Source organism: Pseudomonas haemolytica, assembly GCF_009659625.1.
Classification (GTDB): domain Bacteria; phylum Pseudomonadota; class Gammaproteobacteria; order Pseudomonadales; family Pseudomonadaceae; genus Aquipseudomonas; species Aquipseudomonas haemolytica.
In genome coordinates this window covers 599,236-620,012 of record NZ_VOIW01000001.1, presented here as the reverse complement: position 1 = coordinate 620,012, position 20,777 = coordinate 599,236, and the positions used below count along the sequence as shown (strand labels likewise).

Below are 20,777 nucleotides of genomic sequence, written 5' to 3'. Positions count from 1 at the left end.
CAGAATTCCGGGACGCGCAGGTGTTCCAGAGTGCCGCCCACACCCGTTTCTGACAAGACACTTTAAACCTTGCTGCTTACAGCTAGTCTCAAGGATGAGTCGCCACGTTTTCCACGCAGGCGGCCGGTCACTCATCACCGCCTGCCATCGCGGGCTTATTGAGGTTGCCATGAAGATTCGAGAATTGCCCCAGCATTGGGAAGAAACCGCCAAAGGTCGCCTGACCAAGACCGAATACGCGATTCATCTGGATGTGGAATCCGCCGCACGGCTGGCGGCCATTGCCGAGATGTACCCCAAGCGCCACACCGAAGAACTGCTCGGCGAACTGATCGGCGCCGCCCTTGAAGAGCTGGAAGCCAGCTTTCCCTACGTCCAGGGCCAACAGGTGGTCGCCACCGATGAAGAGGGTGATCCGCTATATGAGGACGTCGGCCCCACTCCAAGGTTTCTCACTTTGTCCCGTCGCTACCTGCATGACCTGTCAGCCAGTGCCGACGAACAAAAGCACTGATAAACATCCGTAAACCCAATATACCCCCCGTTATACCGAGCCTCCAAGAGGCTCGGCGTACATTCTGGCGCGGCGAAAGTTCCATTTTTTAAACACTGACCGCTCAGTCAGATATTTTTTTAGGCAAATCGCCATCTTTGCTGAACTTTTGAAAAAAGCCTCCGGTCACAGCCAGTAAGCCATCACTTGTGGAACGGTCGTTTGAAACTGGCGTCATGTGCTTTATCGCCGGGCCCGCAACCGATACGCCACGATGGATTTTGATGTTTTTCAGGAGTTATCCAATGGAGTTGAAGACGATGAACACCAGCACTGCCAAATCCTCGTTTAACCACCTGCGCGGGCTTAAATTGGCCGCGCTGGCAATCGGCACCAGCTTCGTTTTGGCGGGCTGCGCCGGCAACCCTCCAACCGAGCAGTACGCCGTGACCCAATCGGCTGTTAACAGCGCAGTCAGCGCTGGCGGTACTGAGTACGCGGCCGTGGAAATGAAGTCGGCCCAGGACAAGCTCAAAGAAGCCGAAATTGCCATGCACGACAAGAACTACGACAAGGCTCGTATGTTGGCCGAGCAAGCCGAGTGGGACGCTCGCGTCGCTGAGCGCAAATCCCAGGCAGCCAAGGCAGAACAAGCTGTGAAGGATTCCCAGAAGGCTGTTGACGAGTTGCGTAAGGAAGGCATGCGCCCGGCTGCAATCATGCAGAAGTAAGCCGCAGCACCTTGACTGCATCGCACCTGATATCGAATTGAAAGGACGACACGACTATGCGTAAACAATTGATGATCCCTGCCCTGCTGGCGATGAGCGTTGCCTTGGCGGCCTGCTCCACCCCGCCGAACGCGAACCTGGAAAATGCACGGACCAATTTCTCGTCTCTGCAAACCAACCCGCAAGCCACCAAGCTGGCGGCGCTGGAAACCAAGGATGCCAGCGAATGGCTGGACAAGGCTGACAAGGCATACCGCGACAAAGAAGACGAGAAGAAAGTCGACCAACTCGCCTACCTGACCAACCAGCGTGTTGTAGTCGCCAAGGACACCATTGCCCTGCGCGAAAACGAAGCCAAGCTGAAAAACGCCGGTGACGAACGTGCCCGTGCCCTGCTGGACGCTCGCGATGCGCAGATCAAGCAGCTGCAAAACAGCTTGAATGCCAAGCAAACCGATCGCGGTACTCTGGTGACTTTCGGTGACGTGCTGTTCGCCACCAACAAGTCCGACCTGAAATCCAGCGGCCTGGTGAATATCACCAAGCTGGCTCAGTTCCTGCGTGATAACCCGGACCGTAAAGTCATCGTCGAAGGCTACACCGACAGCACCGGTTCAGACTCGTACAACCAGAGCCTGTCCGAGCGTCGTGCAGCTTCCGTGCAACGTGCGCTGGCTCAACAGGGCGTGGATATCTCGCGCATCGTGACCCAGGGCTACGGCAAGGAATACCCGGTTGCCGATAACGGCAGCGTGTCTGGCCGTGCCATGAACCGCCGCGTTGAAGTGACCATCTCCAACGACAACCAGCCGGTCAAGCCACGGTCTTCCGTTGCTTATTGATTGATTGATGCTGGATAGAAAAACCCACCTTTCGGTGGGTTTTTTTTGACTAGGGATATGTGATCTTGCGCTCTATATCATCATCAGGCGGCGTTATCATCGCTCCACGATGGTGGGTATCGGGCAAACTGTCCGCCTCATTGCTACGCGCTTGCTCTTGCGCGTTTCGCCGCTCCAATGCCTGATGGGCCCTGGCCATGGCCACCATGTTGTGTATCGCATCAATCTTTATCACTGCTTCCCGGCCCCGCTCCGTGTAAAAGTCATATCGCCCTGTGTGGCTATTTACGCAAAACGGTTCCAGGCAGTTTTGTTACACGCAAGCTTCAGCGCGGAGCAGCCGCAAGCACCGGCTTACCCCTGCGCGCATGAAAACCCGCCTATGACCGGCGGGTTATTGACTAACCATCGATTAGTAGTTGATCGGGCCTTGGTTTTCGGCCCCACCCGCTTGAATCTGGCCACCACCTTGCGTGCCATCCTGACCGCCCTCCCCACCTTGGCCGACTTGAGCAAGCAGCTGTTTCAACTTCTCAAGCAGTTCCTCAAGGCTATCACCGCCTCCAGCGCCTTGGGCGCCTCCGGAACCTTGCGAGCCACCAGCGCCCTGCGAGCCTCCGCCCCCCTGGGAACCTTCACCAAGCTTGGATTGAATTTGATCCCTGAGCTGCTGAATTTGCTGATCGACGCCTTGCTGAGGGCCCCCAGCGCCACCTGGGCTGCCGACGTTGCCTGCACCCGACACTCCACTGATACCTTCCATAACGCTGACTCCAGATTGATTAACAGGGTGGACCGATCAGCGATGCCAATCAGTCCGTAATCTGTGGTGAGCGAATCAATATGGTTCCAGTCGGTAAAGGATCTGAACTACGTGGAATGACTAATCGGCCTGTATAACGGAGTTTTCCCACACCAACAGTGCAGCGAGTCACTGTTGCAGTTGCGGAGTTTCCTGCCCCATGCAACGAACGGCTTGCTTCTTGTTATTGACCAGTACGCCACTCAGGCCTTTTTGTTCGGTATCAAACATCACCAACACACCGTCGACGCACTGCGCCACTTGTGCAGCGGGGGTCAGGGATAGTTTGTAATCCTCCCCCGGCACGGTCTTGAGCATTGTAAAGTCGCTGAGCAGCAAGGCGTCTTCCGGCTTGGCGAAGTGCAGGTAGCCGTAATACCACAGGCAACCGACAGTGCCGATGATGGTGCCGATACCGGTCAGAATCAGCGGGATCATGTTGCGTTCTTCACTCATTGCGGGCTCTCTGATGAATCAATTTTAGGAACAGGATAATTCGGAATTTCGCCAAGGCGACGCAGGCCATTGAAGTGCTGCGGGTCGTCCAGATAACGCAGCATGACGGTTTGCCAGGTCTTGTCGGCAAAGGTCTGCACATGACCGCCACGGGTCAGCTGCAACACCCTTGGCGGGGGTGCCGCTTGATACAGGCGGATGCCATTGGTCATCGGTACGATCGGGTCATCCAGGCTGTGGAACAGCAATTTTGGCACGCCGGTCAACTGGGGCATGGCATTGATCGCACTGTCGGCATCAGGCACCAGCCATGAAAGGGGCACCTGCAGCGGCCAGGTTAACCAGGAAGTGCTCAGGGCGAATTGTCCTACGTCACGATAACTGGCGGGCACGCCGTCCAGTACCAGGGCCTTGAGCTGGGTTTGACGTTCAGGGTGGGCCGCCAGGTAATGCACTGCCAGTGCGCCGCCCAGGCTTTGACTGAGCACAATCAGTGGTTGGCCCTGGGTTTCAGGCGCCTTGTCGATCCAGCTGAACGCCGCGTCGATATCCTGGTAGATCGCCGGCAACGACGGCTTGCCTTCCGATAGCCCATAACCTCGGTAGTCCAGCAACAGCACTTGATAGCCTTGCTCCGGCAACCACCAACTGCCACCCAAGTGCCAGGCCAGGTTGCCGCCGTTGCCATGCAGGTGCAGCACCGTACCCTTGAGCGGTACCCCAGGTTTAGCCGGCAGCCACCAGGCATGCAGTTTCACGCCGTCAGCCGTCACAAGGGTGACATCGCGGTATTGCAGGTGAGCTTTTTCCGGCGTGAAAGGCAGGCCGGGCTCGGGGTAGAACAGCAAGGAGCTGCAGCCGTTCAATGTGAGTAGCAGGCACAGAATGCCGAGGATTCTCATCCGTAAGCCTCGTGGTGGGTTGAAAATCTAAAGCCCTGTGGAGATCAACGGTTTCGTCAGGAGAATCCCCTACAGGATATTGGAGTAATCCGCCTCGATCCGGTCCAGGCTCAAGTGGTTGAGGAAGTTGGAGAAGCACATCCACGCCGCCAGCGCGTTCATGTCGCGAAACTGTTCAGGCAGGTACTTGGGCGGTATCACCAAACCTTCATCGACCAGCTGGCGCAAGGTGCGCATGTCTTCGAGGGTGGTCTTGCCGCAGAACAGCAGCGGCACTTGTTCCAGCTTGCCTTTGCGCACGGCGAGCTGGATGTAGTTGTAGACCATGATAAAGCCCTTGAGGTAGGACAAATCCTTGGTAAACGGCAGTCCGGCAGGCACCGAACCACGGAACACTCGGCTGGCGTTGCCATAGCTTTCGGCCATTTCAAAGCCTTGCTCGCGGAAGAACTCGAACACCTGCAGGAAGTCCGCGCCCTCCTCCACCATATGGATGGCCCGGGTACGGTTGGTCAATTTGCGCAGGCGGCTGGGGTAGGAGGCGAACGTGATGATTTCCATCAGGATCGCCAGGCCCTCCTGGGTCACGGTGGATGACGGCGGTCCCTTGGACAGGAACGTGCAGATCGGCTGGTTCTGGCCGTTGAGGGTGGTGCCCACATGCACCAACCCTTCATGCACTTCCAGGGCGCGCACGTCGCGATCATTGAACATCGCATCGGCGCGGATCTTGATGTAGTCGGCGCCCGCTGCCGCATCGGCGACGATCCCGTCAGACTCAAACACTCGAATGGTCTCCTGCGCTTCACCAAACACCTTGTTCAGGCGCGTTTGCAGCAGGCTTACCGCATCCTTGGCGGTGAGGGTCTTGGCTTCGTCCTTGAGGTCGCCACGGCCATCGATATTGTTCAGGTAGTCCGAGAGCATCAGGCCCAGGTCCGCCAGGGTCGGGTCGCCGGCGTGGAAGGCATCCGAAGCGGCGCCGTACAGCTCCTGGGAAATCAGGCCAAAGTCCTCGGTGCCTCGCGCCTCAAGCATGCGCACTACCATGCGGTATTCGCGGCACATGCGGCGCATGATCTGCCCCACCGGGCTGAATTGCCCAAGGCGGCGGGTGATGTCGCGCTCGATGTTCTGGAACTCCAGCTTGACCGCGCTGGAATCGAAAGACAGCGGCCGGTTCAGGTAGTAATCGCGGTCGACGGCAGGCATGGCCTTACCTTTGGCCTTGAGGAATCCCTGGCGAATATTCTCGTCCCATTTCACCGCATCGAGTACGCGGATCGGTGTTTGCGCCAGCACAATGCGATCGGACAAAGTGCGTATCGTCTGCTGGTAATCGTCCACCCGGTGCTTCCTCTTTAAACGTTATTTACCCACGCGGCGGTAGCGCACGGCTTCAACGAACACATCGGCATTGGCCGGGTCATCCAGGTAGGTAAACACCTGGTCCATGGGGCTGTCCACCAGCACACCGGCACCTTCGGCAGTTTCCACGGTGCTACCGTGCAAAGCCTGTTGGTCGATGGCCTGATGGATCTGCTCCAGATCGAGGTTGTAGACCACCAGTTCGTGCTTTTCATCAAACTCAAAGCCCGCCAGGATGAAATGGCCGCCCAGTTTTGCAGGCAGCGGCGCCGACATATACCAACGGTTGCCGTGGCGCGAGACGCCAAACAGATACTCATCGCGCTGGCCCGGCTTGGCTCTGGGGTAGCTCACCGCTTTATAACGATGCTCGCCGACACGGGTGATGTGCAGGTTCAGCGGTTCGCCCCAGGCATTCTTGCTGGCCCATTTGCCCAACAGCGCCTGGGGCGCAGCTTCAGTCGTCGGCAATGGGTCTTTGAACGTCACCAGGCAACCGCTGAGCAACAGGAATGACAAGGCGATTACCGCGACACGCCAGGCTTTCATTGGACATCCTCCGGTGTCAGACCGAAGCCAGCACCAAATGCATGTAACGCTTGAGGATTTCAAGCATCTCTTCCCCGGTCAGAGGCTCTGGGCCGCCGAGCAGGCCCTGATATTCCATCCGACTGATAATAGCCGTCAACACCCTGGCATCCTGTTGCGGCTCGCGCGAGCCCAATACCTGGAAAAACTGCCCGGTGCCCTGCAACAGGATCTGCTGGTGGGAGCGCACCAGTTCAGCCAGGCGCGGGTTCAGCAGGGCTTCCTGGCGAAAGGCCTGCTCGGCCATCAGGTATTCGCGACGGTTGGTCAGTTGGCGCAGCACGTAGTCGGCAGTCAGCCGGGCGATATCATCGGCCAATTGCGAACGCGACTGCGGGCTGCCATCGCCATAGGCAACCATTTCGCGCAACAAGCCCTCGTTGCGCACCCACAGCTTGCCCATGAACGCGGCACTGCGCTCGACGTATTGAGCGAAGGTGTCGGTGAGCAGGTCGTCGATATCCTTGAAATAGTAGGTGGTGGCCGACAGCGGTACGCCGGCTTCCGCCGCCACGGCCCGATGGCGCACGGCACGTACGCCTTCGCGCACCACGATACGCATGGCCGCATCGAGAATGTCCTGGCGGCGTTGCTCGCTGCCCCGGCGACTGGCCTTGCGGCCTTGGTACTGAACGCTTTCAGCCACGGCGGCAGCAATGCCGGCGGCACCTTCTTGAGCCATTACGCGGTTCACCACACATCTTCCTTTACAGGTGACGCTTGAATACGCCACATAAAAAAGCCGCCTTATAAAAGGCGGCTTCGGATTTCGCTACGGTTACGCTTGTGGCCGCATGTGCGGGAACAGGATCACGTCGCGGATCGACGGCGAGTTGGTCAACAACATCACCAGGCGGTCGATACCAATGCCTTCACCGGCGGTGGGCGGCATGCCGTATTCCAGGGCCCGCACGAAGTCGGCGTCGTAGTGCATGGCTTCGTCATCGCCGGCGTCCTTGTCGGCCACCTGGGCCATGAAGCGCTCTGCCTGATCTTCCGCGTCGTTAAGCTCGGAGTAGGCGTTGGCGATCTCGCGGCCGCCGATGAACAGCTCGAAACGGTCGGTGACGTTCGGGTTGTCGTCGTTACGACGGGCCAGCGGCGACACTTCGAACGGGTACTGAGTAATGAAGTGCGGCTGTTCCAGCTTATGCTCCACCAGCTCTTCGAAAATCATCACCTGCAACTTGCCCAGGCCTTCGAAGCCCAGCACCTTGGCGCCGGCTTTCTTGGCGATGGCGCGGGCCTTGTCGATGTCATTCAGGTCGTCAGCGGTCAGCTCAGGGTTGTACTTGAGGATCGAGTCGAACACCGACAGACGCACAAACGGCTCGCCGAAGTGGAACACCTTGTCGCCGTACGGCACGTCGGTGCTGCCCAGCACCAGCTGTGCCAGCTCGCGGAACAGTTCTTCGGTCAGGTCCATGTTGTCTTCGTAGTCGGCGTACGCCTGGTAGAACTCCAACATGGTGAATTCAGGGTTGTGACGGGTCGAGACGCCTTCGTTACGGAAGTTGCGGTTGATCTCGAAGACCTTTTCAAAACCACCCACCACCAAGCGTTTGAGGTACAGCTCAGGCGCGATACGCAGGAACATTTCCATGTCCAGCGCGTTGTGGTGGGTTTCGAATGGCTTGGCTGCGGCACCACCGGGGATGGTTTGCAGCATCGGGGTTTCGACTTCCAGGAAGTCACGCTGCATCAGGAAGCTGCGAATGTGCGCAATCACTTGCGAACGCACGCGGAAAGTCTGGCGCACCTCTTCGTTGACGATCAGGTCAACGTAGCGCTGGCGGTAGCGCTGCTCGGTGTCGGTCAGGCCGTGGTGCTTGTCTGGCAGCGGGCGCAGGGATTTGGTCAGCAGGCGCACGCTGGTCATCTCGACGTACAGGTCGCCCTTGCCGGAACGGGCCAGGGTACCTTCGGCTGCGATGATGTCGCCCATGTCCCAGGTTTTCACCGAGGCCAGGGTTTCTTCGGGCAGGGTCTTGCGGTTGACGTAGACCTGGATACGCCCGGTCATGTCCTGGATCACCATGAACGAACCACGGTTGAGCATGATGCGACCTGCCACTTTGACCGGGATCGCGGCCTCTGCCAGCTCTTCCTTGGTCTTGTCCGCGTATTGCTTCTGCAAGGCATCGCAGTAGTTGTCGCGGCGGAAGTCGTTGGGGAAGGCGTTACCCTTGGCGCGCTCGGCAGCAAGCTTTTCCTTGCGCAGGGCGATCAGGGAGTTTTCTTCCTGTTGCAGGGCTTGCGGGTCGAGTTGTTGGTCGCTCATGTCTTTAAATTTTCCATCAGGTTCGTTGTCCCCGGCGTAGGCCGGGGATCGCCGGCATGCCGGCTTCTACAGTCTTTTTACAGGCCGGACTTCAGGCTGGCTTCCAGGTATTCGTCGATATCACCGTCGAGTACCTTGTCGCAGTCGCTGCGTTCGATGTTGGTGCGCAGATCCTTGATTCGCGAGGCATCAAGCACGTACGAACGGATCTGGTGACCCCAGCCGATATCCGACTTGGTGTCTTCCAGCGCCTGGGAAGCGGCGTTGCGCTTCTGCATTTCCTGCTCGTACAACTTGGCCCGCAGCATTTTCATGGCGGTGTCCTTGTTCGCGTGCTGGGAACGCTCGTTCTGGCAGCTGACCACGGTGTTGGTCGGTACGTGGGTAATACGTACGGCCGAGTCAGTGGTGTTTACGTGCTGACCACCGGCACCGGAGGAACGGTAGGTATCGATGCGCAGGTCGGCCGGGTTGATCTCGATTTCCACCTTGTCGTCGATCTCTGGCGAGACGAACACCGCGCTGAACGAGGTATGGCGACGGTTGCCGGAGTCGAACGGGCTCTTGCGCACCAGGCGGTGCACGCCGATCTCGGTACGCAACCAGCCAAAGGCGTATTCACCCTTGATATGTACGGTCGCGCCCTTGATACCAGCGACTTCACCGGCGGACAGTTCCATGATGGTCGCGTCGAAACCGCGCTTGTCAGCCCAGCGCAAATACATGCGCAACAGGATGTTGGCCCAGTCCTGGGCCTCGGTGCCGCCGGAACCAGCCTGGATGTCCAGGTAGGCGTTGTTCGGGTCCATTTCATGGCTGAACATACGACGGAATTCAAGCTTGGCGAGGTTTTCCTCGAGACGGGCCAGCTCGGCGACGACATCGCCCACTGCGCCTTCGTCGTTTTCTTCGACGGCCATGTCCAGCAGGTCACGGCAATCGCCCAGGCCGGTGTTCAACTCGTCGAGGGTGTCGACGATCTGCGCCAGCGCAGCGCGCTCGCGCCCCAGTTCCTGGGCGTATTCAGGTTTGTTCCAGACGCTCGGATCTTCAAGCTCGCGATTGACCTCGGTCAGACGCTCATGCTTTTGATCGTAGTCAAAGATACCCCCGAATAGTTTCGGAGCGCTCGGACAGGTCCTTGATGGTGTTAAGGATCGGGTTGATTTCCATGGCGGGCAGCACTCGTTGGCGAACTTGTGAAAGCCGGCGAGTATAACGGCAAGCGGAGGAAAACGGCAGCCCGGTTGGTCAGTTGCAAGTGGATTGATCACGCCTGAAGCCCCGACAAATGGGCAGACTGGCAGTGAAAGTGGGGCTGGAATGTTTGCACTGAAGCACCATCAAGCATGCTCACTACACCCAACTAGAAGTAGAAGCACGCCCCTTCGCAGCTAGCCTGATAAAGAATTCATTTCCGAAATCAGCGTAGGGCACTTCCTAATCACATGCCCCCATCTTGTAGCACTTTTTGATTCAAGTAGCTTCAGTTTGCAGCTCACATGTGAGTTACCAACTGCCAACCACCGCATGCCTCTCAGCATTCAAAGGTTAACCTAGCCTACTTTAAGACTCTGATCTGGCAGCGTGCACTTGATTAAGGAGCAAACAATGTCAGGACAACTGGAAATCGGCCCCATTGTTATCACCGCAGGAAAAGAGAACGATTACTCTATAAATGGATTTGGAGGTGGATATGGTCCGCCCCCCATACCTGGCTGGCTTATCGGGATATATGCCGATCTTGTAGCCAGTGCCGACGAAATGGTGCACGAAGAATACCGAAAATCACCCAGGGAATACGAAGCGGCCATTACCGCACTGCCGAAAAAGGCTGAAGCTGAATTTTCTGACATCGAAGCGCAAGCAAACGCCGTTGGTAAAAGCCTCACTGAAAAGCTAGGATTTCAGGTCAAACAAATTGAAGCAAAAATAGCGGAACGATCAGCCGCCTATAGAATTCAGTTCGACATCGCAAAATCTTATGACGGTGCTGATCCTACCACTGGCTTCAGAATCCCAAACGGCAGCTTTCCAGGAGATTTTTATTATCATTTCGCACAAGATTGGATTAAGTCGCATAAAGCGGCCTATGAAGCAAAATTATTAAATGCAGAAGCAAAAATACTGAATGATCACCTTACTCTTATAAATGACGCGCTATCAACCGCCATAGCCGAAGAGCAAGCCCGTCTCACCCGTGAAGCTGAAGCACAACGATTAGCTGCCGAGGCCGCGCAGACAGTTCGAGCGGCCAATACTTTCCGCTCTTCCGGCTCGGCTGCCGCAACGGGGCCTCTGGTCATAACTGCGGCAGGGACTATTTCCACACTTGAAACCGCAGCCGCTACGTTGCAAGCGGCCATTCGCTCTGCCATTAGCGCATTAAGTAGCCTACTGGCGGGTACGGCATCTGGCCTTTTGGTAGGTGTGTCTGCGCTGATCTACTCCCCGAAGTTGGCGAATGGAGAGCTGCCGGAACGTTATGTTCTGAGTACACCGTTGTCCGACCTTGTTCCCTCACACACCCACGATTTGAACGCTCTTGCCAGCACTGGCGGCACAATCGACCTACCAGTGCGTATCAGTTCAAAAACAGCAGCAGATGGGCGCTCGGAAGTTTTTATAGTCAAGACAGACGGCACGGCTGTGCCCTCCAAGGTCAATATTGTTGCCGCCAGCTATGATGTCGAGCAGAGGGTTTATACCGTCACGACGAATGACGCGCCACCAAGGACGTTGATCTGGACACCTATTACTGCACCAGGGAATAGTTCGACCTCGCTGCCCACCGACCAACCAGAGCCACCTGTTTACGTAGGAGCGACAGTGACTCCGGTAGAGGGCAGAGTGGATTACTTTCCAGGAATCAGTGAGGCGAGCTTTGATGACTTCATAACGGTCTTTCCAATAGATTCAGGATTAGCTCCGCTCTATATAATGTTCAGGGATCGGCGAGAAGATCCCGGAATTGTGACAGGCGACGGGCAAGCTATGACCGGTCCTTGGCTAGGAGCGGCCTCACAAGGTGAAGGTGCACCTATACCATCGCAAATTGCCGATAAGCTCAGAGGCCAGGAATATAAAAACTTCAGAGCATTTCGCGAAGCCTTCTGGAAAGCGGTTGCGAACGACTCGGAACTGGAAAGTCAGTTCAATCGTCAAAACCTGTCGATAATGCTAGATGGGAAGGCTCCCTTTTCAAGCAAGTCAGAGTGGGTAGGAAAGTCTGTGAAGTTCGAAATTCACCACAAGAATCTAGTTTCTCAAGGCGGCGCTATTTTTGACATTGACAACATCTACGTCGTCACTCCAAAACGCCATAAAGTAATTCACGGAAAAGGCAATTAACATTATGAAAACTTTAATCAGTGAATATACAGAGACCGAATTTCTAAATTTTGTAGTTTCTCTTTGTGACAGCAGCATACGCACCGAAGAGGAAGACATCGAAATGGTTTTCGAATTTGAGCGTCTGACGGAGCACCCTGATGGCGCAGACCTAATCTACTATCCAAGAGATGACAGAGAAGACAGCCCTGAAGGCATCGTAAAAGAAGTTAAAGAATGGCGCGCAGCTAATGGCAAGCCTGGTTTTAAAGAAGAGTAACCCCCCCGTAATCTCCACCATCAATTAGGCATTGATGGTGGAGATCTTATTTCAACCACTCTTCAGTTGCAGTCAACCCGCAAGCCCTGAAGCTCCAGGTGTGTGAGGGGAGTTACTCCCTTACCTGGGTTTACGCTGGCCCCGGCTCACTCGATACCTACCTGATTACGCCCATTATGCTTGGCCGTATACAGCCCCTTGTCCGCCGCCATGATCAGTTGCCGGCAATCCGTACCTTGTACCGGTGTCAGGGTTGAAAGCCCGATGCTGATGGTCAGGCTCGCGCCCTCGGCCGGGGCAATATGCGGGATTTTCAGCGCCGCCACCGCCATGCGCAGTTTTTCCGCCACCAACCGCGCACCGCCCGGCGAGGTGTTTGGCAGCACCAGGGCGAACTCTTCACCGCCATAGCGCGCTGGCAAATCCGAGGGGCGACTGCTGGCGTCGCGGATAGCGGCGGCGACTTTACGCAGGGCTTCGTCGCCTTCGACGTGGCCGAAGCTGTCGTTGTAGGTCTTGAAGAAATCCACGTCGATCATCAGCAAAGACAGCTGGGTCTGGTCGCGCATGGCGCGCCGCCATTCCAGCTCCAGGTATTCATCGAAGTGGCGGCGGTTGGACAGCCCGGTCAGGCCGTCGGAGTTCATCAGGCGTTGCAGCACCAGATTGGTATCCAGCAGCTGTTGCTGGCTGACCCGCAACGCGCGGTAGGCGGCGTCGCGCTGCAACAGGGTCATGTAGGAGCGCGAGTGGTAGCGAATGCGCGCCACCAATTCAATGTTGTCCGGCAGCTTGACCAGGTAATCGTTGGCCCCGGCCGCAAAGGCCGCGCTCTTGATCAGCGGGTCTTCCTTGGTGGAAAGCACGATGATCGGGATATTCGCGGTGGCCGGGTGATTGCGGTATTCACGCACCAGGGTCAGGCCGTCGAGGCCTGGCATCACCAGGTCTTGCAGGATCACCGTCGGCTTGATGCGGATCGCCTGGGCAATCGCCTGGTGCGGGTCGGCGCAAAAATGGAAGTCGATGTTTTCTTCATGGGCCAGGCCGCGCCGCACGGCCTCGCCGATCATGGCCTGGTCGTCGACCAGCAACACCATGGCGGCGTTTTCGTCGGTCTTGAAGTCGTCGAGCTGTAAATCATTCATGTGCAATCACCTGAACTACTGCCTGCAAGCCAGCATGGCGGGAGATTTTGTTCATTTTGCAAAGACCTCCAGCAATCGGGGCGCAATTCTATCCAGTGGGCGAATTTCAACAGCAGCGTCAATCGCCGCCGCCGCTTTGGGCATGCCATACACCGCCGAACTCTGCTGGTCCTGGGCGATGGTCAAATATCCTTGTTCCCGCATCAACTTGAGGCCCTGGGCCCCATCGCGCCCCATACCGGTGAGCAATACGCCGACGGCGTCACCGTTCCAGTAGCTGGCGACGCTTTCGAAAAACACGTCGATGGACGGCCGGTAAATCTCGTTTACCGGCTCTGCGGTATAGGCTAGCGTGCCATTTTTCAACAAGCGAATATGGTGGTTGGTGCCAGCCAGCAATACCACGCCGGTTTGGGGCGGCTCGCCTTCACAGGCCAGGCGTACCGGCAGGCCGGAAGCGCTGCTGAGCCACTCGGCCATGCCTGCGGCAAATACCTGGTCCACGTGCTGCACCAGCACGATGGCGGCGGGAAAATCCCGCGGCAAGGCCTTGAGCAGAACTTCCAGGGCCGCCGGCCCACCGGCTGAAGAACCAATCGCCACCAGCCGTTGACGCTTGCCGGTGACGCGCTGCGGCGGGGCTTCGGCACGCACGCGACTGCCACGCTGGCCGACCAGCCAGCCAATATTGAGGATCTTGCGCAGCAACGGTGCTGCCGCATCCTTGGGGTTGCCCACGCCCAGCGCCGGGGTATCCACTACGTCCAGGGCTCCATGCCCCATCGCCTCGAACACACGGCTGACGTTGGCCTGGCGATCCACAGTGACTATCACAATCGGGCATGGCGTTTCGGCCATGATCTGCCGGGTGGCCTCCACACCGTCCATCACCGGCATGATCAGGTCCATCAGGATCAGGTCCGGGGTCAGTTCGGCGCAACGCTGCACCGCTTCCAGGCCATTGCTGGCGACCCACACCACCTGATGGGCAGGTTCGAAGCTCAAGGCACGACGCAAGGCCTCCACTGCCAGGGGCATGTCGTTGACGATCGCAATCCTCATGCCCGGGCACCTCCAATCAGTTCAACCACGGCGTCGAGCAAGGCGTCGTCATGGAAACTGGCTTTGGCTAAATAATAGTCGGCGCCGGCGTCGAGTCCACGTCGTCGGTCTTCTTCACGATCCTTGTAGGAAACCACCATCACCGGCAACGATTGCAGGCGGCTGTCACGACGCAAGAGTGTGACCAATTCAATTCCATCCATGCGAGGCATATCAATGTCAGTGATAAGCAGGTCGAAGTCCTCGGAGCGCAGTGCGTTCCAACCATCCATGCCATCGACCGCAACAGCGACTTCATAACCGCGATTGAGTAATAATTTGCGTTGCAGCTCGCGCACGGTCAGCGAGTCGTCCACCACCAGCACGCGCTTGCGTGGTGCTTCGGTGGCTTGCTGGCTGCGCCGGGCGATGCGCTCCAGGCGGCCGGTGTTGAGCAGTTTGTCCACCGAACGCAGCATGTCTTCCACGTCGACGATCAATACCACCGAGCCGTCATCGAGCAAGGCGCCCGCAGAAATATCCTGGACCTTGCCCAGGCGATCATCCAGCGGCAATACCACCAGAGTGCGCTCACCGATAAAGCGCTCCACGGCTATTCCATACACGGCGTCGCGCTCGCGGATCACCACCACTTTCAAGGTATCTGAAGGGTTTTGCCCGGCCGGCCGCTGCAACAACTGGCTGGCGGCAACCAGGCCAACATGCCGGCCTTCATGCCAGAAGTGCTGGCGGCCTTCCAACTGCACGATATCGTCGGGAGCCAGGTCGCACATGCGTTCAATATGAGCCAAGGGGAAGGCATAGGCTTCTTCACCCACCTCCACCACCAGGCTACGCACCACCGACAAGGTCAACGGCACTTCCAGGTGGAAGCGGCTGCCCTGCCCCGCCGTCTGCTCCAGTACCACTGCGCCGCGCAGTTGGCGGACCATATGCTGCACGGCGTCCAGGCCGACGCCGCGCCCGGACACTTCGGTGACTTTGTCGCGCAGGCTGAACCCTGGCAGGAACAGGAACGTCAGCAGTTCCTCTTCGCTCAGACGCAGGGCGGTTTCCACCGGCGACAGGTGCCGGTCAACGATCGAGCCGCGCAGACGCTCAAGGTCGACACCGTTGCCGTCATCGCTCAACTCCAGCACCAGCAACCCGGCCTGGTGGGACGCGCGCAGGCGAATCAAACCTTCCGCCGGTTTGCCCGCCAGCACGCGCTGCTCGGGGGTTTCGATGCCGTGGTCGACGGCATTGCGTAATAAATGGGTGAGCGGCGCCTCGAGTTTTTCCAACACATCGCGGTCGACCTGGGTCTTCTCGCCCTCGATCTCCAGGCGCACTTGCTTGCCCAGGCTGCGGCCCAGGTCACGCACCATGCGCGCTTGCCCGGCCAGCACGTCGGCAAACGGGCGCATGCGGCACGCCAGTGCGGTGTCGTAGAGCACCTGGGCACGCTGGCCGGCCTGCCAGCCGAACTCATCCAGCTCGGCATTTTTTTCCGCCAGCAGCGCCTGGGCTTCGCTCAACAGGCGACGGGTATCGGCCAGGGCCTCCTGGGCTTCCAGGTTCAAGTCCAGGGCCTTGAGTTGGCCATCCAGGGCATCCAGGGCGCGCAAACCGTTACTTTGAATGCGCTTGAGGCGTTGCATGCTGGCCAGGTACGGCTTGAGGCGCTGGGTTTCCACCAGGGACTTGCTGGACAGGTCCAACAGGCTGTTCAAGCGCTCGGCGGTTACCCGCAGAACGCGCTCGCCACCTTCGGTCATGCGCTTGTTCTGGCGCGGCGCTTCACTGCTGACGGGCGGTGCGGGCTCCGGCTCCGGCAACGCTTCAACGATGGGCGCGGGGGCAGGCTCGGGCTCGGGCTTTGGCGCGAGCATGGCGGTGGGTTGCGTCGGATCGAGCAAGCGCTCCATCAGCGCCACATAGGCCTCGATATCCGCCGGCCCCACCTCGTTGCCTGGGGTGGCGATACGCATCAGCAGGTCAGTGCCTTGCAGCAACGCGTCGATATGTTCGGGTTGCAGGTAAAGGCGGCCTTCCTGGGCGCTGACAAGGCAATCCTCCATGACGTGGGCCACGCTGACCCCGGCATCCACGCCGACAATCCGCGCTGCGCCCTTGAGCGAGTGCGCGGCGCGCATGCAGGCTTCAAGCTGGTCGGCCTGGGTCGGGTTGCGCTCCAGGGCCAACAGGCCCGCGCTCAACACCTGGGTCTGCGCATCGGCCTCCAGGCTGAACAGTTCCAACAGCGAGGCATCGCGCATCTGGTCGGGGGTCATGCGAGGCTCCGGGTCACGGCGGACAACAATTGTGCTTCGTCCAGCCAGCGCAAACTGCGGCCTTTCCACTGCAACACGCCTTGGGTATAGCGTGCGCTGGCCTGGGTGCCGGAGGCCGACGCCGCCTTCAAGGTGCGCTCATCGATGGCATGGATGCCATCCACTTCGTCCACCGGCACAACGACCGGGCCGTCCTGGGCGGCGATGATCAACATGCGCGGCATGATGCGCCCGCCAGTAGCGCCGGTACTGGTGCTGTCCAGGCCCAACAGTTCTACCAGCGACAGGCACGCCACCAATGCGCCGCGTACATTGGCCACGCCCAGCAGCGCCCGGGAGCGCTGGTGCGGCAAGGAGTGGATCGGCTGCAACGGCGCGACTTCCACCAGGCAGCGGGTGGCGATACCGAGCCATTCTTCACCGAGGCGGAACATCAACAGGGAACGGGTGACCACCTCGGTATCTGCTTCGGCGGCTGCCTGCTGGCGATGGTCGTCCTGCTGCAATGCATAACGGTCCAGCAGGCGCGTGGCAGCGGCTGAATAGACCGAGCAATTGCGGCAGTGGATGTGTTCCGCCAGCAATGGGCAGGACTTGTCGCCATGAATGCCAATGCGGTTCCAGCAGTCGTCGATGGCTTGGGTATCGGTCAGCGTCAGGTCCAGGCCTGCGGTGTCGAGCGCGTCAGGGCTACTCATCGTTTGGACTCACTGTCAGCTCGCTCGCTACGGGCAGCGCGTGCTTGCAGACGGCGCGCCCCCGCACTGTCGCCTTGGGACTCGAGCAACGCGGCCAGGTGCATCAAGGCCTGCGGATGCTGCGGCTCCAGGTACAAGGCTTTTCGGTAATACCCCTGGGCTTCCAGGGCGCTGCCGGCCACATCGCTGAGCAGCCCAAGCCAGTAAAACACCTGGGCGGCCGGTGGATGGCTGCTCAAATAGCGCTCGCAGGCGGCACGCGCCTCGGCGCTTTTGCCTTCATTGGCCAAGGTCGCGATCTGGCCGAGCAAGTCCCCTGCGTCGGTGTGTGGCGCCTTGACCGGCGGCACTGGGGGGCTGACCGTGCTGAACGGACGCGGCTTAATCGGTATCGGTGCCGCGCTACGCTGCGGTGTTGGCGCGGGCATCGGCACGAAGACCGGGGCCGGCGGGGCTTGCTCTACGTGCCGGCTAAAAGCAAAAGATTGCGGCACGCCGATCGAACGCATGCCGTGGCGCCCCAGCAGGCTGCCTTCGGCGGGGCCTATAAAGAGCACGCCGTCGACATGGGTCAGCGCCTTGAGCACGTCAAACACTTGTTTTTGGGTCGGCTGGTCGAAATAGATCAGCAGGTTGCGGCAGAACACAAAGTCGTAGGTCGGCTCGTTTGCCAGCAGCGTCGGGTCAAGCAAGTTGCCGACTTGCAGGCGCACTTGTTCGCGCACCCGGTCGGCGATGCGGTAACCGCCCTCTTCCTCAGTGAAATGTCGATCGCGAAATTCAAGATCGGCCCCACGAAAGGAGTTCTTGCCGTACACACCGCGCCGCGCACGTTCCACCGACAGCGGGCTGACGTCCATGCCCTGCACCTTGAACTGGTGGGGCGCCACCCCCGCGTCGAGCAAGGCCATGGCAATCGAATAGGGCTCTTCACCGGTAGAACACGGCAGGCTGAGAATACGCAGGGCACGCATCTGCTTGATCTCGGCCAGGCGCTCTTGGGCAAGACGGGCCAAGGTTGCAAAGGATTCGGGATAGCGGAAAAACCAGGTCTCGGGGACGATCACCGCTTCGATCAGCGCCTGCTGCTCGTCATGGGAGTTTTGCAGGTGCTGCCAGTAAGCCTCCGCCGACGGCGCCTGGGATGACTGGCAGCGCTGGCGCACCGCACGCTCGATGATCGCCTCGCCCACCGAGGCGACGTCCAGGCCGATGCGCTCTTTCAAGAACGCCGAAAATCGTGGGTCACTGCTCATAGGCTTAACTCGGCGGAAAACAGTAAGGCGCGCACCTCAGCGGTCAAGAGATCGGCGACGCTGATCCACTGCATCAAGCCCTGCGCATCCTCACGCACCGGCCCAAGGTAGGGCGCCTGCTGGTTGTCCAGGCCATAGGGCTGGAACTCCGCGGGGTCGCAACGCAGGGTGTCGGTGGCTTGCTCCAGGATCAGCCCCAGTCGACGGGCTTCGCTCCAGGGCTGCGGCTGGTAATTGACCAGCACCAGCCGCGTACTGGTGCGGGCCTGGGCCGAGGTGCCGAACGTCAAGGCACTCAAGTCGATCACCGGCACCAGCGCCCCGCGATGGGCGAAGATACCCGCCACCCACAGGGGCGCATGGGCGATGGGTTTAAGCGGCAGGCGCGGCAGCACCTCGGCCACTTCGGTGGCCTTGAGGGCAAAGCGTTCACTGCCGATGTGGAACACCAGGAACAACGCCTTTTTCGCTGCCGGGACGGCGCCGCGTTTAGCCGCGAGGTCGCTCATCAGACTTTGAAACGCGACACGCCGCTGCGCAGACCGACCGCAACCTGGCTCAGTTCATCAATGGCAAAGCTGGCCTGGCGCAGGGATTCGACGGTCTGGCTGCTGGCATCGCCCAATTGCACCAGCGCGTGGTTGATCTGCTCAGCGCCGGTGGCCTGGGCCTGCATGCCTTCGTTGACCATCAACACCCGCGGCGCCAGGGCCTGCACCTGATGGATGATCTGTGACAACTGCTCGCCCACTTGCTGCACTTCGAACATACCCCGGCGTACTTCCTCGGAGAACTTGTCCATGCCCATCACACCCGCCGACACCGCCGACTGAATCTCCCGCACCATCTGCTCGATGTCGTAGGTCGCCACGGCGGTCTGGTCGGCCAGACGGCGCACTTCGGTGGCCACCACGGCAAAACCGCGACCGTATTCACCGGCTTTCTCCGCCTCGATGGCGGCGTTGAGGGACAACAGGTTGGTCTGGTCAGCCACTTTGACGATGGTCACCACCACCTGGTTGATGTTGCCGGCTTTCTCGTTGAGGATCGCCAGCTTGGCATTGACCAGATCGGCGGCGCCCATCACCGAGTGCATGGTTTCTTCCATGCGTGCCAGACCTTGCTGGCCAGAGCCGGCAGCCACCGAGGCCTGGTCGGCGGCGGTGGACACTTCGGTCATGGTGCGGACCAAGTCCTTGGAAGTGGCGGCAATCTCGCGGGAAGTCGCGCCAATTTCGGTGGTCGTGGCTGCAGTTTCGGTGGCCGTGGCCTGTTGTTGCTTGGAAGTCGCGGCAATCTCGGTGACCGAGGTGGTGACCTGCACCGACGAACGCTGTGCCTGGGACACCAGGGCGGTCAGCTCGGTCATCATGTCGTTGAAGCCCGTCTCGACCGCGTTGAATTCGTCCTTGCGCTCCAGGTTCAGGCGTTTGCTCAGGTCGCCGGTGCGCATGACTTCGAGGATTTCGACGATACGCTGCATCGGCGCCATGATCGCGCGCATCAGCAACAAGCCACACAGCGCCGCCGCGAGAATCGCCAGCAGCAGCGAGACGCCCATGCTGATTTTCGCCGCCGCTACGGCATCATCGATGGCGGCCGTAGCATTGTCGGCGACCTGTTTGTTCTCATTGATAATGTCATTGAGCTTCATGCGGCCTGCGGTCCACGCGGGGGTCAGTTGTTCGTCGAACAACCTCAGCGCCTCGACCGGGTTATTGCTCTGATGGGCCTCCAGCACTTGGGCGAGAATTCGGTTGTAGTTCTGGTGCAGTTTTTCGAAGGCGTCGAATTCGGTGCGGTCCTGATCGATATTGATCGTCCCGGCGTAGCTGGCCATGTGCTGCTCGAGCCGCGCCTCGAAGGACTTGTAGTCCTGCTTGTCGACTTCGGAAATGGCCTGGTTCTTGTGGATTCCGACAATTTCCTGGGTTTGCAGGTAGCTGTCGACCCAGGCGCTGCGAATCATCGAGCTGAAAAAGACTCCGGGCACCGCGTCGTCCCGAACTGAATTCTCGCTGACCTCAATCTTCAGCAGGCGCGAATACGAGAGCACCACCATCAGCAGCATGATCGCGATGATTACCGCAAAGCTCGCCAAAATCCTTTGGCGCAGGGTCCAGTTCTTCACAGTAATTCCTCGCAAGGCCATTCAAATGGAGGGGAGTATAGCTGAGCGGATGCCTGCGTTTATCAACGCTTTTGAGGGTGTGTCCACAGAATGCAAATGTGGGAGGGGGCTTGCTCGCGAAGGCGGCCTGACAGCC

Annotated in this window: 20 protein-coding genes; 6 read left to right on the top strand and 14 right to left on the bottom strand. The window is 59.1% G+C overall.

What is annotated here, in order from left to right; all coding sequences use genetic code 11:
• Positions 1-169 precede the first annotated feature (169 nt).
• From FRT59_RS02810 to FRT59_RS02795, 4 genes are all read left to right on the top strand, one after another.
• Positions 170-514 carry a hypothetical protein gene (locus FRT59_RS02810; protein WP_034118420.1) on the top strand — a complete coding sequence of 115 codons (345 nt, stop codon included), beginning with the start codon at positions 170-172 and terminating at the stop codon, positions 512-514.
• A gap of 284 nt (positions 515-798) precedes the next feature.
• Entirely contained in the window at positions 799-1,224 is a 426-nt protein-coding gene (locus FRT59_RS02805) for a DUF4398 domain-containing protein (protein ID WP_034118419.1), read from the top strand.
• Positions 1,225-1,280: 56 nt separating this feature from the next.
• Complete coding sequence (gene lptF / locus FRT59_RS02800; protein ID WP_034118418.1) at positions 1,281-2,066, top strand: lipotoxin F family OmpA-related lipoprotein LptF; 786 nt, start codon at positions 1,281-1,283, stop codon at positions 2,064-2,066.
• A 382-nt stretch (positions 2,067-2,448) separates the two neighbouring features.
• Positions 2,449-2,889, top strand: a complete 441-nt coding sequence (locus tag FRT59_RS02795; RefSeq protein ID WP_153870347.1) for a hypothetical protein — start codon at positions 2,449-2,451, stop codon at positions 2,887-2,889.
• Between the two features lie 108 nt (positions 2,890-2,997).
• Here FRT59_RS02795 and FRT59_RS02790 read toward each other — a convergent pair whose 3' ends face one another.
• From FRT59_RS02790 to prfB, 7 genes are all read right to left on the bottom strand, one after another.
• The gene (locus tag FRT59_RS02790; RefSeq protein ID WP_034118415.1) at positions 2,998-3,324 is read right to left on the bottom strand and encodes a PA3694 family proteiin; all 327 of its coding nucleotides are present in this window, start codon (positions 3,322-3,324) and stop codon (positions 2,998-3,000) included.
• A complete protein-coding gene (locus FRT59_RS02785) occupies positions 3,321-4,226 on the bottom strand; it encodes an alpha/beta hydrolase (RefSeq protein WP_153870346.1) in 906 nt (301 codons plus the stop codon). Before FRT59_RS02785 ends, FRT59_RS02790 begins: the two co-directional genes overlap by 4 nt.
• Before the next feature lie 69 nt (positions 4,227-4,295).
• A complete protein-coding gene (locus FRT59_RS02780) occupies positions 4,296-5,573 on the bottom strand; it encodes a flavohemoglobin expression-modulating QEGLA motif protein (RefSeq protein WP_034118413.1) in 1,278 nt (425 codons plus the stop codon).
• 21 nt (positions 5,574-5,594) lie between these two features.
• Entirely contained in the window at positions 5,595-6,143 is a 549-nt protein-coding gene (locus tag FRT59_RS02775; RefSeq protein WP_153870345.1) for a hypothetical protein, read from the bottom strand.
• Positions 6,144-6,159: 16 nt separating this feature from the next.
• Positions 6,160-6,876, bottom strand: coding sequence for a TetR/AcrR family transcriptional regulator (locus FRT59_RS02770; protein WP_080752942.1), 717 nt, complete (start codon positions 6,874-6,876; stop codon positions 6,160-6,162).
• 84 nt (positions 6,877-6,960) lie between these two features.
• Positions 6,961-8,463: a lysine--tRNA ligase gene (gene lysS / locus FRT59_RS02765; RefSeq protein WP_153870344.1), complete on the bottom strand. Its 1,503-nt coding sequence runs from the start codon at positions 8,461-8,463 to the stop codon at positions 6,961-6,963.
• Between the two features lie 77 nt (positions 8,464-8,540).
• A protein-coding gene (gene prfB / locus FRT59_RS02760) for a peptide chain release factor 2 (RefSeq protein WP_096001736.1) occupies positions 8,541-9,636 on the bottom strand; the annotation gives its coding sequence in 2 pieces (ribosomal slippage) (positions 8,541-9,563 and positions 9,565-9,636; 1,095 coding nt in all).
• Positions 9,637-10,074: 438 nt separating this feature from the next.
• On the opposite strand from prfB, the gene FRT59_RS02755 reads away from it, so the two are divergent.
• Positions 10,075-11,814, top strand: a complete 1,740-nt coding sequence (locus tag FRT59_RS02755) for an S-type pyocin domain-containing protein (RefSeq protein ID WP_153870343.1) — start codon at positions 10,075-10,077, stop codon at positions 11,812-11,814.
• Between the two features lie 4 nt (positions 11,815-11,818).
• Positions 11,819-12,073, top strand: a complete 255-nt coding sequence (locus tag FRT59_RS02750) for a bacteriocin immunity protein (protein WP_080752940.1) — start codon at positions 11,819-11,821, stop codon at positions 12,071-12,073.
• 146 nt (positions 12,074-12,219) lie between these two features.
• Here FRT59_RS02750 and FRT59_RS02745 read toward each other — a convergent pair whose 3' ends face one another.
• The 7 genes from FRT59_RS02745 to FRT59_RS02715 are packed head-to-tail and all read right to left on the bottom strand — an operon-like array spanning position 12,220 to position 20,641.
• Entirely contained in the window at positions 12,220-13,221 is a 1,002-nt protein-coding gene (locus FRT59_RS02745; protein WP_032877485.1) for a response regulator, read from the bottom strand.
• Between the two features lie 51 nt (positions 13,222-13,272).
• Entirely contained in the window at positions 13,273-14,283 is a 1,011-nt protein-coding gene (gene cheB, locus FRT59_RS02740) for a chemotaxis response regulator protein-glutamate methylesterase (protein WP_034118408.1), read from the bottom strand.
• Positions 14,280-16,556: a hybrid sensor histidine kinase/response regulator gene (locus tag FRT59_RS02735; protein ID WP_034118407.1), complete on the bottom strand. Its 2,277-nt coding sequence runs from the start codon at positions 16,554-16,556 to the stop codon at positions 14,280-14,282. The genes cheB and FRT59_RS02735 overlap by 4 nt, the downstream gene beginning before the upstream one ends.
• Complete coding sequence (locus tag FRT59_RS02730; protein WP_034118406.1) at positions 16,553-17,254, bottom strand: chemotaxis protein CheW; 702 nt, start codon at positions 17,252-17,254, stop codon at positions 16,553-16,555. Before FRT59_RS02730 ends, FRT59_RS02735 begins: the two co-directional genes overlap by 4 nt.
• Complete coding sequence (locus FRT59_RS02725) at positions 17,251-18,510, bottom strand: CheR family methyltransferase (RefSeq protein ID WP_153870342.1); 1,260 nt, start codon at positions 18,508-18,510, stop codon at positions 17,251-17,253. Before FRT59_RS02725 ends, FRT59_RS02730 begins: the two co-directional genes overlap by 4 nt.
• A complete protein-coding gene (locus FRT59_RS02720) occupies positions 18,507-19,019 on the bottom strand; it encodes a chemotaxis protein CheW (protein WP_034118404.1) in 513 nt (170 codons plus the stop codon). The genes FRT59_RS02725 and FRT59_RS02720 overlap by 4 nt, the downstream gene beginning before the upstream one ends.
• Entirely contained in the window at positions 19,019-20,641 is a 1,623-nt protein-coding gene (locus FRT59_RS02715) for a methyl-accepting chemotaxis protein (protein WP_034118403.1), read from the bottom strand. Before FRT59_RS02715 ends, FRT59_RS02720 begins: the two co-directional genes overlap by 1 nt.
• Between the last annotated feature and the right edge of the window lie 136 nt (positions 20,642-20,777).

What these genes read in the sequence shown, in the direction of transcription:
- FRT59_RS02810 (WP_034118420.1), top strand. Translation starts at nt 170, where the DNA reads ATGAAGATTCGAGAATTGCCCCAGCATTGGGAAGAAACCGCCAAAGGT.
- FRT59_RS02805 (WP_034118419.1), top strand. Translation starts at nt 799, where the DNA reads ATGGAGTTGAAGACGATGAACACCAGCACTGCCAAATCCTCGTTTAAC.
- lptF (WP_034118418.1), top strand. Translation starts at nt 1,281, where the DNA reads ATGCGTAAACAATTGATGATCCCTGCCCTGCTGGCGATGAGCGTTGCC.
- FRT59_RS02795 (WP_153870347.1), top strand. Translation starts at nt 2,449, where the DNA reads ATGACCGGCGGGTTATTGACTAACCATCGATTAGTAGTTGATCGGGCC.
- FRT59_RS02790 (WP_034118415.1), bottom strand. Translation starts at nt 3,324, where the DNA reads ATGAGTGAAGAACGCAACATGATCCCGCTGATTCTGACCGGTATCGGC.
- FRT59_RS02785 (WP_153870346.1), bottom strand. Translation starts at nt 4,226, where the DNA reads ATGAGAATCCTCGGCATTCTGTGCCTGCTACTCACATTGAACGGCTGC.
- FRT59_RS02775 (WP_153870345.1), bottom strand. Translation starts at nt 6,143, where the DNA reads ATGAAAGCCTGGCGTGTCGCGGTAATCGCCTTGTCATTCCTGTTGCTC.
- lysS (WP_153870344.1), bottom strand. Translation starts at nt 8,463, where the DNA reads ATGAGCGACCAACAACTCGACCCGCAAGCCCTGCAACAGGAAGAAAAC.
- FRT59_RS02755 (WP_153870343.1), top strand. Translation starts at nt 10,075, where the DNA reads ATGTCAGGACAACTGGAAATCGGCCCCATTGTTATCACCGCAGGAAAA.
- FRT59_RS02750 (WP_080752940.1), top strand. Translation starts at nt 11,819, where the DNA reads ATGAAAACTTTAATCAGTGAATATACAGAGACCGAATTTCTAAATTTT.
- FRT59_RS02745 (WP_032877485.1), bottom strand. Translation starts at nt 13,221, where the DNA reads ATGAATGATTTACAGCTCGACGACTTCAAGACCGACGAAAACGCCGCC.
- cheB (WP_034118408.1), bottom strand. Translation starts at nt 14,283, where the DNA reads ATGAGGATTGCGATCGTCAACGACATGCCCCTGGCAGTGGAGGCCTTG.
- FRT59_RS02735 (WP_034118407.1), bottom strand. Translation starts at nt 16,556, where the DNA reads ATGACCCCCGACCAGATGCGCGATGCCTCGCTGTTGGAACTGTTCAGC.
- FRT59_RS02730 (WP_034118406.1), bottom strand. Translation starts at nt 17,254, where the DNA reads ATGAGTAGCCCTGACGCGCTCGACACCGCAGGCCTGGACCTGACGCTG.
- FRT59_RS02725 (WP_153870342.1), bottom strand. Translation starts at nt 18,510, where the DNA reads ATGAGCAGTGACCCACGATTTTCGGCGTTCTTGAAAGAGCGCATCGGC.
- FRT59_RS02720 (WP_034118404.1), bottom strand. Translation starts at nt 19,019, where the DNA reads ATGAGCGACCTCGCGGCTAAACGCGGCGCCGTCCCGGCAGCGAAAAAG.